Source organism: Bacillus sp. A01H, assembly GCF_045277205.1.
Classification (GTDB): Bacteria; Bacillota; Bacilli; order Bacillales; family Bacillaceae_G; genus Bacillus_A; species Bacillus_A paranthracis.
Genome location: NZ_CP117702.1, coordinates 3,266,221 through 3,281,776, shown reverse-complemented (window position 1 = coordinate 3,281,776; position 15,556 = coordinate 3,266,221). Strand labels below are relative to the sequence as shown.

General features: G+C 35.8%; 14 protein-coding genes. 9 read left to right on the top strand and 5 right to left on the bottom strand.

Annotated features, from left to right (window positions below):
• The first annotated feature begins 33 nt into the window (after positions 1-33).
• On the top strand, positions 34-168 hold the full coding sequence (locus tag PSR14_RS17300) for a hypothetical protein (protein WP_002163576.1): 135 nt from the start codon (positions 34-36) through the stop codon (positions 166-168).
• A 691-nt stretch (positions 169-859) separates the two neighbouring features.
• Here the strand turns inward: PSR14_RS17300 and gdh are convergent.
• Positions 860-1,645, bottom strand: coding sequence for a glucose 1-dehydrogenase (gene gdh, locus PSR14_RS17295; protein WP_098487331.1), 786 nt, complete (start codon positions 1,643-1,645; stop codon positions 860-862).
• A 16-nt stretch (positions 1,646-1,661) separates the two neighbouring features.
• Positions 1,662-2,519, bottom strand: coding sequence for a GRP family sugar transporter (locus tag PSR14_RS17290; protein WP_000353538.1), 858 nt, complete (start codon positions 2,517-2,519; stop codon positions 1,662-1,664).
• Positions 2,520-2,929: 410 nt separating this feature from the next.
• On the opposite strand from PSR14_RS17290, the gene PSR14_RS17285 reads away from it, so the two are divergent.
• Positions 2,930-4,384 (top strand): GMC oxidoreductase, encoded by a 1,455-nt coding sequence (locus PSR14_RS17285; RefSeq protein ID WP_001190592.1) that lies wholly within the window; start codon positions 2,930-2,932, stop codon positions 4,382-4,384.
• 346 nt (positions 4,385-4,730) lie between these two features.
• Here PSR14_RS17285 and PSR14_RS17280 read toward each other — a convergent pair whose 3' ends face one another.
• Positions 4,731-5,366 (bottom strand): FMN-dependent NADH-azoreductase, encoded by a 636-nt coding sequence (locus PSR14_RS17280; protein ID WP_000002013.1) that lies wholly within the window; start codon positions 5,364-5,366, stop codon positions 4,731-4,733.
• 175 nt (positions 5,367-5,541) lie between these two features.
• Positions 5,542-5,859 (bottom strand): helix-turn-helix domain-containing protein, encoded by a 318-nt coding sequence (locus PSR14_RS17275; RefSeq protein WP_001064754.1) that lies wholly within the window; start codon positions 5,857-5,859, stop codon positions 5,542-5,544.
• A 729-nt stretch (positions 5,860-6,588) separates the two neighbouring features.
• Here PSR14_RS17275 and PSR14_RS17270 point away from each other — a divergent pair.
• Positions 6,589-7,383, top strand: a complete 795-nt coding sequence (locus PSR14_RS17270; protein WP_000551090.1) for an SDR family NAD(P)-dependent oxidoreductase — start codon at positions 6,589-6,591, stop codon at positions 7,381-7,383.
• Positions 7,384-7,637: 254 nt separating this feature from the next.
• Here the strand turns inward: PSR14_RS17270 and PSR14_RS17265 are convergent, their stop codons facing one another.
• The gene (locus PSR14_RS17265) at positions 7,638-8,633 is read right to left on the bottom strand and encodes a zinc-dependent alcohol dehydrogenase family protein (RefSeq protein WP_000647245.1); all 996 of its coding nucleotides are present in this window, start codon (positions 8,631-8,633) and stop codon (positions 7,638-7,640) included.
• A gap of 105 nt (positions 8,634-8,738) precedes the next feature.
• Here PSR14_RS17265 and PSR14_RS17260 point away from each other — a divergent pair, with 105 nt between their 5' ends.
• From PSR14_RS17260 to tkt, 6 genes are all read left to right on the top strand, one after another.
• Positions 8,739-8,918 carry a hypothetical protein gene (locus PSR14_RS17260; protein WP_000534221.1) on the top strand — a complete coding sequence of 60 codons (180 nt, stop codon included), beginning with the start codon at positions 8,739-8,741 and terminating at the stop codon, positions 8,916-8,918.
• A 134-nt stretch (positions 8,919-9,052) separates the two neighbouring features.
• The gene (locus PSR14_RS17255) at positions 9,053-10,006 is read left to right on the top strand and encodes an LLM class oxidoreductase (RefSeq protein ID WP_000410338.1); all 954 of its coding nucleotides are present in this window, start codon (positions 9,053-9,055) and stop codon (positions 10,004-10,006) included.
• Positions 10,007-10,019: 13 nt separating this feature from the next.
• Positions 10,020-10,973, top strand: a complete 954-nt coding sequence (locus PSR14_RS17250; protein WP_000643802.1) for an NADP-dependent oxidoreductase — start codon at positions 10,020-10,022, stop codon at positions 10,971-10,973.
• An 89-nt stretch (positions 10,974-11,062) separates the two neighbouring features.
• The gene (locus PSR14_RS17245) at positions 11,063-11,611 is read left to right on the top strand and encodes a glucose-6-phosphate dehydrogenase (RefSeq protein ID WP_074532883.1); all 549 of its coding nucleotides are present in this window, start codon (positions 11,063-11,065) and stop codon (positions 11,609-11,611) included.
• Between the two features lie 349 nt (positions 11,612-11,960).
• Positions 11,961-13,445 (top strand): glucose-6-phosphate dehydrogenase, encoded by a 1,485-nt coding sequence (zwf, locus tag PSR14_RS17240; protein WP_000445343.1) that lies wholly within the window; start codon positions 11,961-11,963, stop codon positions 13,443-13,445.
• A gap of 39 nt (positions 13,446-13,484) precedes the next feature.
• Positions 13,485-15,479, top strand: a complete 1,995-nt coding sequence (tkt, locus tag PSR14_RS17235; protein ID WP_000193024.1) for a transketolase — start codon at positions 13,485-13,487, stop codon at positions 15,477-15,479.
• Positions 15,480-15,556 lie beyond the last annotated feature (77 nt).

Below are 15,556 nucleotides of genomic sequence, written 5' to 3'. Positions count from 1 at the left end.
ATTAGAACCCGATGAGCTGGGGATTTAGTTGAAATGGTTACAGAAGATAATTTAAAAGAAATTTATTGGGAAAATAATAATTATGAGCTTGTAACAGCGGAGAATTATTATTTTCTTCTCGATAAGTTAACTAGAGATAAATGGTTTAATCGTGAAGTAAATGAATAGAGAAAACATGAATAAAAACGTTATTTTAATCTCAAAGAGAATTGAAAAAATAGAAGAGAACGGCATCAGTAATGACACCTTGCGCTAGCGTACTTACGTAGATGATTGAACAAAGGAAAAAGCAATTACTAAACATATTCCAAAAGAACAAGGTTGGAAGGTAATAACTATTGTTAAGGAATTCAGAGTTATGATTTGTAAAAGATTACATGGGGGAGGTTAAGTACTTCGACATTAGAAGCTAAAGTGTAAATACCATTAATAATTTATGTTCGTGTCAGTTTTCAGAAGTATTTGTAGTATACATGTGATTTACTGAGGCTTTGATTAAGAAGATGCATAAATCGCTAATAAATACCTAATTTCATTAGAGTATATGTTTATAAAAACGAAAATTAGGCCCTGCCTGTAATAGAGGTGGAACATAAAGCTACAGTTATAGTGTAATGAGAATGAAAATGTTATACGGAAATGAATCTAATAAAAATTCATTTATTTTTTTAAAGGAAAAGCAGTTAGTAAAAGCTAACTGCTTCGTGAATAAGAAGAACACAATGGTTATTCGTATTCGACCTTGGTGTATCTATAGTATTACCATGTATTTAAAAAATTATTCAATACAAAAGCAGTTAGCGAAGGCTAACTGCTTCATTTAAACTTATTAAAACCAAACAACTCAATTATTGATTAATCAACCACGTCCAGCTTGGAAGGATGGATATAGAGTCATGCCGCCATCAGCAAACAGTGTAATACCTGTTACATAACTCGCTTGTGAAGAAGCAAGCCATGCTGCTACCGCTGCAATTTCTTTTGGTTCTCCGATATATCCCATTGGAACCATACTTTCAACATCGGCACGTTTTTCTGGATCTGCAAATTTCTCAGCATTAATTGGCGTATTGATAGCACCTGGTCCAATATTGTTTACACGAATTCCTTTTGGTGCATATTCTAGTGCTAATGTTTCTGTCATTAGCTTAACACCACCTTTACTTGCTGCATAGTGAACAAATAATGGCCATGGAATTTGCTCGTGAACGCTTGACATGTTAATAACTGACCCTTTAATATCGTTCTCTACAAAATATTTAATTGCTTCGCGGCTTCCTAAGAAAGCGCCTGTTAAATTCGTATCAATTACTCTATTCCAATCACTTAATGGCATTTCATGTGAAGGTACCGGATTTTCGATACCTGCATTATTAATCATTACATTCAGCGTACCAAATTCTTTCACAGCAGATTGAATTAGATTAATCATATCTGATTCAACTCTGACATCTCCTTGTACAGCAATGGCCTCTCCATCAGCTTGCTTAACTGCTTGTACTACTTCATTTGCCTCTGATTCGTTTGAATAATAATTAATTACAACTTTCGCTTGTTCTTCTCCAAAACGAATTGCCATCGCTCTTCCAAGACCAGTTGCACCACCTGTAATAACAACTACTTTTCCTTTTAAATCTGTATACATAATTTTTTCCTCCTCTTTATCCTTTTGCAATTCCTAACATAACTCCAGCTGCGACAATAAAGATAATCCCAATGATAATCGCATTAAACTGACGTTTTGTTTTCTTTTCACCTAAAATAAAAATGCCACCTAAAGTTGAGATTACAATCCCCATTTGGGAAAGGGAGAAGCTTGTAGCTACCCCTACACGTGGCTGTGAAATAAATAAAAACATATTTCCGGCTGCCCAAATTAAGCCAGGAATAATATTGCGAATGGCATATTTATTAAATGGTTGATGCTTAAATGTTAGCATCAGTCCACCTAACACCATGCCGATCGCTTGCGGCAATAACGCCGACCATCCGTCTATATCGAATAAGCGGATAATTACTACATACACTAAGTAACCAAGAGTTGAGATGAATAACATCACAATCCCTTTTTTGAAATTTCCTGTTTGTTCTTCGTTTTTCTCCTCGTTGCTTTGAAGAGATGTGAGAACGATTCCAACAATGATACAAATAAGTGCCAGAACACCTAATACAACAGACGTTGTTGTGGACCATTCATGAAATACGATTACTCCAAATAAAGTAGCTGACACTAATTGCATTCCTGTTGAAATAGGCATTGTTTTAGAAACCCCTATTAAATCAACACTTTTCAATTGATTGGCTTGTCCTACTGCCCAAAATAGGCCTGAAATAATCCCGATGATTATAACCATTGGCGTCAAAACGGGCTTCATAAAAATATAAACACCGATAGAAAAAACTAGAGCGCCAAGGGTAGTTCCTAGTATTTGACTGTAGGGTCCACCACCTAGTTTAACGTTGAAGAGTACAATACTTCCCCAAAATAATGCTGGTAAAATCGCTAATAAAATATCCATTTTTTAACCTTCCTAAAACATATTTATTTAGCTGAATTCATATAAGAGACAGCAAGCTTAGTTTGTTTGGTATCTAATTACGTCCCCCTTTTATTAAAAATAAGCACCTATTTAAAAATATGTTTTAAAATTAATTTATATTAAATATATTTTTGTTAACAGGTTACTTTATGTAACCAATAATAACTACACAATAATTTTATGTCAAGAATTAATTTTCGATTTTAAAAGGGTAAATAAAAAAATTCGTAATAAGCAAGTCTAATAAAATGGACTTGTTTATTACGAATTTCAATTTTTGAATGATTTAAATATACTTCCCAGTAAAAAAAATTCTCAATTCAAGATAAATAAAAGAGAAAAGTAATACAGTTATATAAATGCGTAAAAATTCTAAAGGAAGTGAGACTGTGCAATCACATCCAAACGAATGGATTTCGGTTATACCGTTGGAGCAAATGACTAATAAAGAATATGACGTTTTGATTGTTGGCAGTGGAGCAGGAGGCGGGGCGGTTCTATGGAGATTATGTGAACAATGGAAAAATAAAAAAAAACAAATTGGTCTTCTGGAAGCAGGGGATTTGCTTTTACCAACTCATGGGCAAAATCTTCCCACAATGAATATTGATCGGCTTTTAAACAATTATTTTCCTAAAGTCGCAACCCCTATTGGGAAGCGGTTGCCTCAATATTCGGAAGCAACACTGGTTTTTGCTCTTGGAGGTAGAACCTTGTTTTGGAGTACGGCATCTCCCCGAATGCCTACTTTTGAAATGGAAAAATGGCCTGTGACAGCAAACGAGATGAAATTCTATTATGTTATCGCAGAAAAAGTAATGAATGTCACTCCGTTTTTCGCCCGAGGATCATCTATGCAAAACATCATGTTAGAGCGTCTTAAGAAAAATGGATTTCCGGAAGCTATAGACTTACCAATGGCTGTTAATCTTAAAGGAACACAACAAGGACAAATTGGTTCCGATGTTTTTTTTAGCTCAATCCATTTTTTAGCCTATGCCTTGAATTGGAGGGCTTTTGATTTAGCAGTCAATTCTCGTGTCGTTCAAGTAGTAATCGATCAAGGAAGAACAGTCGGAGTTCACGTGATTTCTCCTGATAAAAAGTCCTATTTCATTAGAGCAAAAACAGTTGTATTATCAACGGGTGCTCTAGAAACACCTCGAATTTTGCTTTACTCAGGAATTCAAGGACCAGCAATTGGCCATTATTTGACGAATCATTCCCTTCTTAGAGCTATAGGGCAAATAAACCGTAGAAACTTTTCAGAGGAACTAGGAAACTTAGTAATAAATATCCCTCAAACAAAACAATCTCCTTTTCAAATTCAAATGCTCGGATCGGAAAAATACTATGCTTATCAGCCTTTTGAGGAAAAACCATTTCTTGAGGAAGTGAAAATTGCGTTAAATACCTTCGGTAAAGTAGAATCCCGATTTGAAAATAGTGTTTACTTAGACCCTACCGAACGTGATGAATATGGTATACCACAGATTCAAGTCAGTTTTTCCTACAGTGAAAGAGACAATATGATCATCCAACAAATGGCACAAGCTAAGATACAAGCTACCTCAGCAATGAAATTATCCTTGACTTCACAAGAGAATAGGCCTCCAATCTCTCTAATGTCTCCTGGAAATGATTATCATGAGTCAGGTACATGCCGTATGGGTGATGATCCTTTAACTTCTGCAACCAATCAATTTGGTCAAATTCATGGCATTCCGGGTCTTTATGTAGCTGATAATAGTGTACTTCCCTCCATTGGAGCAGCTAATCCTACTCTAACTACAATTGCATTGTCTATTCGTACGGCTGATTACATTATCCGACAACTAGGGTAATATGGGGTGATTTACTTATATAAATTTCAATACATAATGGAACGTACAAAGAAATTTTGTACACAGCATATTAACTGCCACTTTCGGATTTCACTTCAAATACCCTCTTTTGTGGGGGCTATTTTTTTGCGTATCGTGTTTTTTCTAAATGCTGAAGATATCCCAAGTTGCACGAGATAGTTAGGTTATCGGAATTAAATAAACATAAAAAAGCTATCAGGAATTGATAGCTTTTTTATGTTTATCTATAGTGCAAAATAGCGAGTACATATTATTTGAATCAGCAGCTAATTGTAGACTGCAAGGATCTGATTTTGAAATTACCTTATTCTTTAGAGTTTCGTATTTAAAAATATTTAGCAATTTCTTTCGCTTTAAGAATAGCATTTTCCTTAATTTCTAATGCTTTTTCAGGAAACTTGTTATGCCCCTCGATAAAGATACCCTCAAAAGATGAAGTTCCAAAAAACTCCATCATAACTTTTAAATAGCGGTGCCCCATTTCTTTTGATGCTTCTGGTCCGTCAATATAAATATCGCCACTCGCTTGAATGTGCAATGCTTTTTTACCTGTTAATAATCCAACTGATCCTTCTTTTGTATATTTGAATGTTTTTCCAGATACAGCTACAGCATCTAGATATGTTTTTAAAATGGCAGGGATGGAGAAATTCCACATAGGAGTAACAAATACATATTTATCAGCTAAGACAAACTGCCCACCTAATTCAGCTAGACGTCCGACTTTTGAAATTTCAATAGGTTTTAATTCGTTCAATGGGGTCCCGGATCTAAGTTTATTCCATCCGTTAAAGACATCAGCATCCAGATATGGAATATCAGCCTTATATAAATCAAGATGAACGATTTCATCATTAGGGTTTAGTTTTTTATAAGATTTAATAAATTCTTTTCCAACCGCCATACTGTATGATTGAGTATCATCAAATGGATGGGCTGTAATATAAAGAAGATTTGCCATATATTTATTCCAGCCTTTCTAAAATGAGGTCAGTTATTACTTGAATATTAAACAGTGTAAATTTTATAAGATAAATTGTCCATTTATTGAACTTATTAAGTATAATTTTTAGTGAATTATAATTTGTCTTTGTTTGAGAGTTATTTCGCTTGTGAATATGAAAGGAGATCTACATTTATTCTTTCATCCAGCTTTCTGCCCATTGACTAATTGGTCCCAGAATTTCCCCTAATGCTGCGCCTTTTTTGGTAAGTGAATATTCTATTCTTACAGGGCGTTCTGCGAGTACATGTCTTACCACTATATCGTTATCCTCAAGTTCTTTCATTCTTTCTGTGAGCATACGTTTACTTAAATCTGGAATTATTGTATGAATCTCGCTAAAACGTTTAGGACCACTCATTAGTACATAAATAATTAATCCCGTCCATCTTTTTCCTATTAATTCAAAGCTTCTTTCTATTTTAGGTTCTATGTCTCGTTGATTATTCATTTCTCACACCTCCGTGCCAATAAATTGTAATTGTGTGTTTCTATATATGTATTGTAACCATATAAATTATATCAAACAAATAGGATAATTCCGTTATTTATGTAGGGAATTATAAATAATTAGCGGGGGAAAGCAATCTGCGTGTTTCTATTTTAATAATATTTTTTTATAATGTGAAGGTTTCTCCGTATTATATCTAATTAATATACAAAATTTACAATTATCAAGAAAAGTAGTTAGAGATGGAGATTTTTCAGTGGCCTCGAATTTTTCTGCGAGGTTTTTTGAACGTTATCTTATAGATGTGTTATATAATTTGTAGTTAATTAGGATAAAAATAATCCTATAACTGTATGTAAGAATATATAATTTTACACTCTTTTCTATGATAGAAAAGGATACTACGTTAGTAAATATAAAGAGTTAGAAATTATAGTTTATAGGGCACTTTTTTGTTCCTATGGAACTTTAAAGTGCGTAATTTTCTTTATCGTTAATATATATCATAATGGTATTTATTAGTTGGTTTTAGCTTTACTCTGCTGTTGATGTGATTTTTTAATTCCGTACAGAGTGCAATAGCTACATAATTTTCGTTTATACTCTTTTGAAAAAAGGGTGGATCAGCTTATTTTCTGTTAAAGATAAGAGAAATGAACCACAATATAAACGTAATTATTTATTCCAACGTAAGTCAATCATGTAGCACATGAATTTGGAGGGATCTATATGCATATGCAATTAAAAGGGAAAACAGCACTGGTTACTGGATCTACGGCAGGCATTGGAAAAGCAATTGCCACTTCATTAGTAGCGGAAGGAGCTACTGTACTTATTAATGGACGCCGTGAAGAAAATGTTAATCAAACGATAAAAGAAATTCGAATGCAGTATCCAGATGCTATCCTTCAACCCGTAGTAGCTGATTTAGGAACAGAACAAGGGTGCCAAAATGTGATTGAAAAGTACCCTGAAGTAGACATTCTTATTAACAACTTAGGCATTTTTGAACCTGTAGAATATTTTGATATCCCTGATGAAGATTGGTTTAAATTGTTTGAAGTCAATATTATGAGTGGTGTTCGACTTACTCGCTCGTACTTGAAAAAAATGATTGAAAGAAAAGAAGGAAGAGTTATCTTTATTGCTAGCGAAGCAGCTATTATGCCATCTCAAGAAATGGCTCATTATAGTGCGACTAAAACGATGCAACTCTCACTTTCTCGTAGTTTAGCTGAGCTGACGACAGGAACGAATGTGACTGTTAATACTATCATGCCTGGTTCGACTTTAACGGAAGGAGTGGAGACTATGTTAAATAGTCTTTATCCTAATGAGCAATTGACAATAGAAGAAGCTGAGAAGCGATTTATGAAAGAAAATCGACCAACCTCTATTATTCAAAGACTTATTCGACCAGAAGAAATTGCCAATCTTGTCACTTTCTTAAGCAGCCCACTATCTTCAGCGATTAATGGTTCCGCGTTGCGAATAGACGGGGGATTAGTACGTAGTGTATTTTAATAAATTTAAAACAATATAATATGCTGTTGAAGGTAAAGATGGTAAGGCAAATGAGTTGTATTTTACTTATTAACAGAAATATATATATAGCAAATTGTGATATGAAAACAGCCGGATTTTCTACTATAAGAAAAATTCGGCTGTTATTTTTTTATTTGTTGTAAAGGATGGGAAGCTTTTAAGGTTGTGGCACGCCTCTTAAGACAAAGATAAGGCGAAGTGATCCTGCTGTTATTTGTATTATTTAGTGAAAGTTACCAAACGTTTTTCAACACTATTTTCCCTATTGCTTTATTTGATTCCAAATATTCATGTGCTTGTGCAATTTCATCAAACGTAAAAGTTTTCGAATCTAGCAATGGGCGAAGTTTTCCTTCTTCTACTATTTGCGTTAGTTTATTTAAAATTTCCCCACAAGCGTCACGTTTATCTGTATGTAATATTTTTAACGCCATAAAAGTAACGTGCAGAGAGAGTCCTTTTGCGTGTAAAGGAGAGAGGTCATGGGTTGAACGAGCTGCAATTGTTACGACAGTTCCGTTGATTGCAGCAGCTTCGAAAGAGTTATCGAGATTTTTGCCACCTACTGTATCAAATATAACTTCAAATCCGTTGCCATTCGTATGTTTTTGCACATATTCTTGAACAGATTCTTCTTTATAGTTAATAGCTACGTCAGCTCCGAGACGATGGGCTATTTCTATTTTGCTTTGCTGAGAAGCGGTTGTAAAAACTTTAGCACCAGCCCATTTAGCTAGTTGAATGGCTACGTGTCCTACGCCACCAGTAGCTCCATGAATGAGAACATTTTGACCAGGTTTAATATTTGCACGATCAAATAAAGATTCCCAAGCTGTAATTGCCACTAATGGTAGAGCAGCTGCTTCTTCCATTGTTATATTGTTAGGTTTGTGAGCAATTAATCGCGTATCAGCAAGCATAAACTCTGCAAGTGCACCACCAGTTTCTTTAAAACCTCCGGCACATCCGTATACTTCATCGCCAGCTTTGAATTTCGAAACACCTTCTCCTACTTCAATAACAATACCAGCTACATCGCCATGTAATATAGCTGGAAACTCAGGAGCGACTGCTGAAACGGCACCACTACGCATTTTCGTATCGATTGGATTTACACTTGTTGCTTTTACATCGATTAGAACATGACCTGGTAAAAGTTTTGGTTTTGAAACTTCTTCTAATTGAAATACAGATGAATCCCCAAAAGAATGGATAATTTGTGCTTTCATAGTTTATACCTCCTGTTTATGGTTATAGCATAGCAAAGTACGAAAAATAAGTATAATATTTTGAATTTGGTTAGTGAGCATTTTATATAAAGAAGAGGCAAGTACGTGGGATCATGTAACGTACTTGCAAAAGCAACTGTAAAGTTTTTTGAAGAAAGGATAGATGTTATTTTTGCAGCACGATTTATTCATTATGTTTATTACTACTTACTTAGTATAGGTACTTTTAAGTGCCTACATCACTTTAAAGTACGTACTGTTATTCATGTTATGGCCGATTTATAATAACACTCGTAGCACAAAGAAAGTTATGACGATGACAATCGGCAACAATGTGGTGTTGCAGTATTGCTTATGAATTTTGAGAAGAAATATGAAAAGTATAGATTTATATAAATAAAGGAAAGTGAGTGAAACAAATGGAAAAGTTTGCGAATCATTTTGGATATAATCGTATGTTTGCGAAAGATCAGCTTACATTAGGAGTTCACATTCCGATTGAAAATTATCAGTTTCATGCTCCAACGATGGAAAAACAAGTAGAGTTAGTACAAAAAGCAGAACAATATGGTTTTACAGGTGTATGGCTTCGCGATGTTTTACTGCAAGACCCTGACTTTGGTGATCCTGCAACAGGTCAAATTTACGATATGATGATTTATTTAACGTATTTAGCAAGTAAAACAGAGAAAATCGCATTTGGAACGTCGGCAACCGTATTGTCACTTCGTCATCCATTGCGTGTAGCAAAAGAAATTGCTACATTAGATCAACTATTTCCAGAAAGAATTATGCTTGGCGTTTCATCCGGTGACAGACGTGCCGATTTCAAAGCGCTAGGTGTTAGTCATGAAACACGAGGTGAAAAGTTTAGAGAAGCGTTTGCTTACTTGGAAGAGATTTTGTATAAAAACTTCCCGTCTATCCAGTCGACACTAGGAGAAGTGAATGGAGCGAATTTGGTTCCAAAACCGTCTAAACGTGTTCCAACCTTTATTACAGGTTTTAGTCAGCAAAATATGGATTGGTTCGCTGAACATGGTGATGGATGGATGTACTACCCACGTAGTCCAGTGCATCAGGCAGCAGCAATTGGACAATGGAGAGAACTAGTAGAGGATTATCATCCAGATGTATTTAAACCATTTATCCAACCGATGCATTTAGACTTATCTGAAGATCCAAATGAACGTCCTACACCGATACGTTTAGGTTACCGTACAGGGCGTAAGGCACTAATTGAATTACTTGATATATATAAAAGTATTGGTGTGAATCATTTATTCCTTGCTCTATTTGATGGTCAACGTCCAGCTGACGAAGTATTGGATGAGCTAGGAGAAGAAGTACTACCTCATTTCCCAGCATTGTAAAGGAGTGAAAAGAATGAAAGCGATAGGACTTATGCAATATGGAGATAAAAGCGTACTACAAGAGATTGAAATGCAGACACCGCTATTAGGAGACACCGATGTACTAATTGAAGTATATGCAGCTGGTATAAATCCCGTGGATTGGAAAATACGTGAAGGTTTACTGCAAGACGTAATTTCTTATGACTTCCCGCTCGTTTTAGGATGGGATGTTGCAGGTGTAGTTGCTGCTATAGGGCCAAACGTAACAGCATGTAAAGTGGGGGATGAAGTATATAGTCGTCCGGATATTGAACGAAACGGTGCTTATGCAGAGTACGTGGCTGTAGATGAGAAATATGTGGCGAAAAAACCGAGGAATTTATCTTTTGAAGAGGCGGCATCAATCCCTCTTGTAGGTTTGACAAGTTGGCAAAGCTTAGTGAAGTTCGCAAATGTTCAAAAAGGTAATAAGGTTTTAATTCATGCTGGATCTGGCGGAATTGGTACGTTTGCTATTCAGCTAGCGAAAAGTTTCGGTGCACATGTTGCAACTACGACTAGTACGAAAAACATGCAGTTTGTAAAGGATCTAGGCGCTGATACTGTCGTCGATTACAAAACAGAAGACTTTTCTTCGCTTTTGCATAATTACAATATTGTTTTTGATGTGTTAGGCGGAGATGTACTAAAGGATAGTTATAAAGTGCTTGCACCAAATGGAAAGTTAGCGTCTATTTATGGTCCGAAAGGTATGGAAATTCCGCAAACCGAGATATCAAGAGAGAAAAATATTGAGAGTGACCATATATTTACTGAACCTAACGGATATGAACTTTCTCTTATTACAGAATTAATTGAGGACGGGAAGATTAAACCCGTTGTAACGCATGTGTTGCCTTTACATGTAGAAGGTGTAAAAAAAGCACACCACATAAGTGAGTCAGAGCGTGCTCGTGGCAAAATAGTATTGAAGAAACATTGGTAAAGTATGAGGTTTTAGAGACAGTATTGTGCTAAGTAGCAAATGAGTTTATATATTCTATTCTAGCAATTGTTTTAAAAGGGAGAGAACAAATGGATTCAATGACATTTCTTTTATTTGGAGCGACAGGGGATTTAGCGAAACGCAAAATTTACCCTGCTTTATACAAATTATTTAGTAATGGGAATATACCGCAATCTATTTCTATTATCGGTATTGGTAGAAAGGTAATGTCAGATGTGGAATTTCAAACAAAGGTAGAACAATCCCTTGCTACATTTTCTAGAAGATCTGCTGATGACGAATTAGGAGTAGAAGAATTTATTAGCACATTTCGTTATTGTCAATTAAATACAGCGAATATAGAGGACTATCAAGATTTGTTGAGTCTTGTAAAGAGACGTGAAACAGAATTAAACATTCCTGAAGACCGCATGTTTTACCTATCTGTTATACCAGAAGTATTTGATGTCATTGCTTTAAATATTAAGGAAATTGGATTGTGGGCTACAAAAGGATTGAACCGTCTTATTATAGAGAAGCCTTTTGGTCATCATGTAACGTCTGCTCACGAGTTTAACGAAAAATTAATTGAAGATTTTGATGAAACTGATATTTTTTATATCGATCATTATCTTTGAAAATGAGTGGTAACTAAGGATAAACTTAGAAAAGTAATACGAAATAAGTAGTATGTAATTTAAGACATTTTTATTGACGATAATAATATATGTGGTTAATATACTAGACATAAGATTATTTAATTACTAAAAGTAATTAAATATATGTTATTTCGTAAAGTATTATAAATAAGTAAGTCGTGGTAGAAACGCTTTGAATTGCCACTATTAATATTGGGGACAATTAGAAAGCGAAAGGTATAAAAAGAATTGGAATTTGATAACTCTTTGTTTTTATAAAAACATGAGCTTCTGTACAATTCATTTTTAATATATTGACCAGGATTATACAACAAGAGGGGGACTGAAATTGGAATCAATGACCTTTGTTTTATTTGGAGCGACAGGGGACCTAGCGAAACGCAAAATTTACCCCGCACTATATAACTTATATAGAGATCAAAAGCTTCCAAAGCAAATATCCGTTATCGGGCTTGGGAGACGTGAAGTATCTCATGTAGATTTTCAAAAAAGAATAAAAGAATCAATAGAGACGTTTTCTCGTCATAGAGAAGAAGGTACTCCAGAACTCGAAGGTTTTTTAGATAATTTTCGCTATTGTCCATTAGATGTGAGTAAGCCGGAAGACTATGAGAGATTATTACAAGTCGTTCGTGAAAGGGAAGAAGAACTACATATAAAAGGGAATAGAATGTTCTATCTTTCCGTTGCTCCTGAATTTTTTGAGACAATCGCTTTAAATATTAAGGAAAGCGGACTTGATAAAACGGATGGATGGAAACGCCTAATGATTGAGAAACCGTTCGGGCACGACCTTACATCTGCTCGTGAGCTGAATGATAAGCTTAGTCGCACGTTTGAAGAAGACGAGATATATCGTATTGATCATTATTTAGGTAAGCCGATGATTCAAAACCTTGAAGCACTAGAGTTTGCAAATCCTGTTTTACAATCGATTTGGAATAAAGAACATATAGCGAATGTACAAATCACAGCGAGTGAAACAGTTGGGGTTGAAGAAAGGGCAGGATATTATGATCAGGCAGGAGCCATTCGAGATATGGTTCAAAATCATATGTTACAAATATTAATGATGACTGCTATGAATTTGCCGGAAAAGGTTAATGCATGTGAAATTCGAGAGGAAAAGCGAAAGGTAATGGAGGCGCTTCGTAAAGTGAAAAAAGAAGACGTTCAAAACCATATCATTCGCGGACAATATGGTGCAGGTGAGATAAATGGCGGGCAAGTTGTAGCATATAAAGAGGAGCCAGGAGTAAATCCTTCTTCTAATATAGACACATTTGTCGCTGCTCGCTTGTGGATCGATAATCCATTTTGGACTGGCGTTCCCTTTTATATACGAACAGGCAAACGAATGAAAGAAAAGTCTACTCGTATTGTAATCGAATTTAAAAATACGTTAAAACAGCAATATCAAGATAGTAATCCAAATGCAGCACCTAACTTGTTAATAATTGAAATTAGCCCAGGTGAGAACGTTTCATTACAGTTAAATAGTAAAAACCCATTGAAAAATGGAGAAATTGAACCGATCCGTATTAACTTTACTTGTGAGCAAGCGGATGTGGGAGTACCTGAAGCGTATGAAAGACTCATTCACGATGCTGTGAGTGGAGACGCTACATTCTTTGCACATTGGAGAGAAGTTGAATTGTCATGGGAATGGGTACAACCAATTCTTGAAGCATTCGAGGAAAACTTATTACCACTTCATGAATATGAGTCTGGTTCATATGGTCCAGAGGCATCTAATGAATTATTGCAAGAAAGTGGATTTAAATGGTGGTTAGATCAAGAAACGAAAAAATAAGTACTTTCTTTCATGAAAGCATGTAGGGGGACGATTACTATGACACAAAACATAAATCAATTAGCAGTGAATACAATTCGTACGTTATCAATTGATGCTATTAATGCGGCAAATTCAGGTCATCCAGGTCTTCCGATGGGAGCAGCGCCAATGGCTTATGCATTATGGGCGAATCATTTAAATCATAATCCTAATCATCCAAAATGGTTTAACCGTGATCGCTTCGTTTTATCGGCGGGACATGGATCTAGCTTATTATATAGCCTACTTCATTTAGCTGGATATGACGTTTCAATTGATGACTTGAAAAACTTCAGAAAGTTAAATAGTAAAACACCAGGTCATCCTGAGTTTGGTCACACTTCTGGAGTTGAAGCGACGACAGGACCGTTAGGACAAGGGATTGCGAATGCTGTCGGAATGGCAATGGCAGAAGCGCATTTAGCGGCGAAGTTCAATAAGGATGGTCACTCTATTATTGATCACAATACGTACGCTTTAGTTGGAGACGGTGATTTAATGGAAGGTGTCGCTTATGAAGCGATGTCAATGGCAGGACATATGAAACTTGGCAAGTTAATTGTGCTGTATGATTCAAATGAAATTTCACTTGATGGTGAATTAAACATTGCTTTCTCTGAAGATATGCAGAAAAGAGTAGAATCTGCACATTGGCAATATGTAAGAGTTGAAGATGGAAACGATGTTGATGCGATTACAAAAGCGATTCAATTAGCGAAAGATAATACGGACCAACCTACTCTTATAGAAATTAGAACCATTATAGGTTACGGAAGTCCAAAAGTTGCTGGAACGAACAAAGCACATGGTAACCCGCTTGGAGTAGAAGAAGCGACAGCGACAAAACAAGTGTATGGTTGGCATTATGAAGAAGACTTCTTTGTACCTGAAGAAGTAACAGCTCATTTTAATGAACTGAAACAAAAAGGTATTGAAAAAGAAAATGGCTGGAATGAGCAGTTCAACTTATACAGAGAGTCAAACCCTGCACTAGCAGATGAATTAGAAAAAGCGATTACAGGTGAAGTTTTAATCGAAGCGAAAGACATTTTATCCTTCGATACTGAAAAAACGATTTCAACTCGTGTTGCAAGTGGGGAAGCTATTAATCATTATGTGAAATCGATTCCTTCTATTTTCGGTGGAAGTGCAGATCTTTCTCATTCTACGATGACAGATATAAAAGGTGAAGCAGTGTATGCGGTAGAATCGTATGCTGGCCGAAATATATACTTCGGTGTACGTGAACATGCAATGGGCGCAGCAGCGAATGGACTGGCTCTTCATGGAGGAGTAAAACCGTTCGTGAGTACATTCTTTGTATTTAATGACTATCTTCGTCCATCTATTCGACTGGCTGCATTGCAAAAGTTACCTGTTACGTACGTATTTACACATGATTCGATTGCTGTAGGAGAAGATGGTCCAACGCATGAACCTATTGAACATTTAGCAGCTCTTCGGGCAATTCCTGGTTTAACAGTTATCCGTCCGTCAGATGCAAATGAAACAGCAAGTGCGTGGGCGTATGCTTTACAGCAAACGGATGGTCCAGTCGTTTTAGTACTGAGCCGTCAAAATTTACCGGTGTTTCATGAAACGAAAGCAAACATAGAGAATCTTTCTAAAGGGGCTTACGTATTAACACAAACGAATGAAAATCCGGATGTAATTTTAATTGCGACAGGTTCTGAAGTATCCTTAGCTGCTAGTGCGAAAGCGAAATTAGAAGAAGACAATGTCTCTGTTCGCATCGTTGCAATGCCAAGCTGGGAGTTATTCGATCGTCAATCGAATGAATATAAAGAATCCGTTCTTCCGTCTTCTGTAACGAAACGAGTATCTCTTGAGATGGGTGTATCTCTCGGGTGGGAGCGTTATGTAGGACAAGAAGGAAAAGTACTATCAATTGAAACATTTGGAGCTTCAGGAACTGGTGCGGAAGTCATGAATCTATTTGGATTTACGACAGAAAATGTTGTTCAAATTACAAAAAATGTATTGAATTCTTAAGCTATGACTGTGAATACCTTTCCGTACATATCAGTGCTGCAAGGTATTCCAGATTGTAGTGATATGAATTTTTAATA

Coding starts and splice junctions, on each gene's coding strand:
- PSR14_RS17245 (WP_074532883.1), top strand. CDS start 11,063: ATGGATTCAATGACATTTCTTTTATTTGGAGCGACAGGGGATTTAGCG.
- PSR14_RS17270 (WP_000551090.1), top strand. CDS start 6,589: ATGCATATGCAATTAAAAGGGAAAACAGCACTGGTTACTGGATCTACG.
- PSR14_RS17280 (WP_000002013.1), bottom strand. CDS start 5,366: ATGGCAAATCTTCTTTATATTACAGCCCATCCATTTGATGATACTCAA.
- PSR14_RS17300 (WP_002163576.1), top strand. CDS start 34: ATGGTTACAGAAGATAATTTAAAAGAAATTTATTGGGAAAATAATAAT.
- PSR14_RS17275 (WP_001064754.1), bottom strand. CDS start 5,859: ATGAATAATCAACGAGACATAGAACCTAAAATAGAAAGAAGCTTTGAA.
- PSR14_RS17265 (WP_000647245.1), bottom strand. CDS start 8,633: ATGAAAGCACAAATTATCCATTCTTTTGGGGATTCATCTGTATTTCAA.
- PSR14_RS17255 (WP_000410338.1), top strand. CDS start 9,053: ATGGAAAAGTTTGCGAATCATTTTGGATATAATCGTATGTTTGCGAAA.
- gdh (WP_098487331.1), bottom strand. CDS start 1,645: ATGTATACAGATTTAAAAGGAAAAGTAGTTGTTATTACAGGTGGTGCA.
- PSR14_RS17250 (WP_000643802.1), top strand. CDS start 10,020: ATGAAAGCGATAGGACTTATGCAATATGGAGATAAAAGCGTACTACAA.
- tkt (WP_000193024.1), top strand. CDS start 13,485: ATGACACAAAACATAAATCAATTAGCAGTGAATACAATTCGTACGTTA.
- PSR14_RS17290 (WP_000353538.1), bottom strand. CDS start 2,519: ATGGATATTTTATTAGCGATTTTACCAGCATTATTTTGGGGAAGTATT.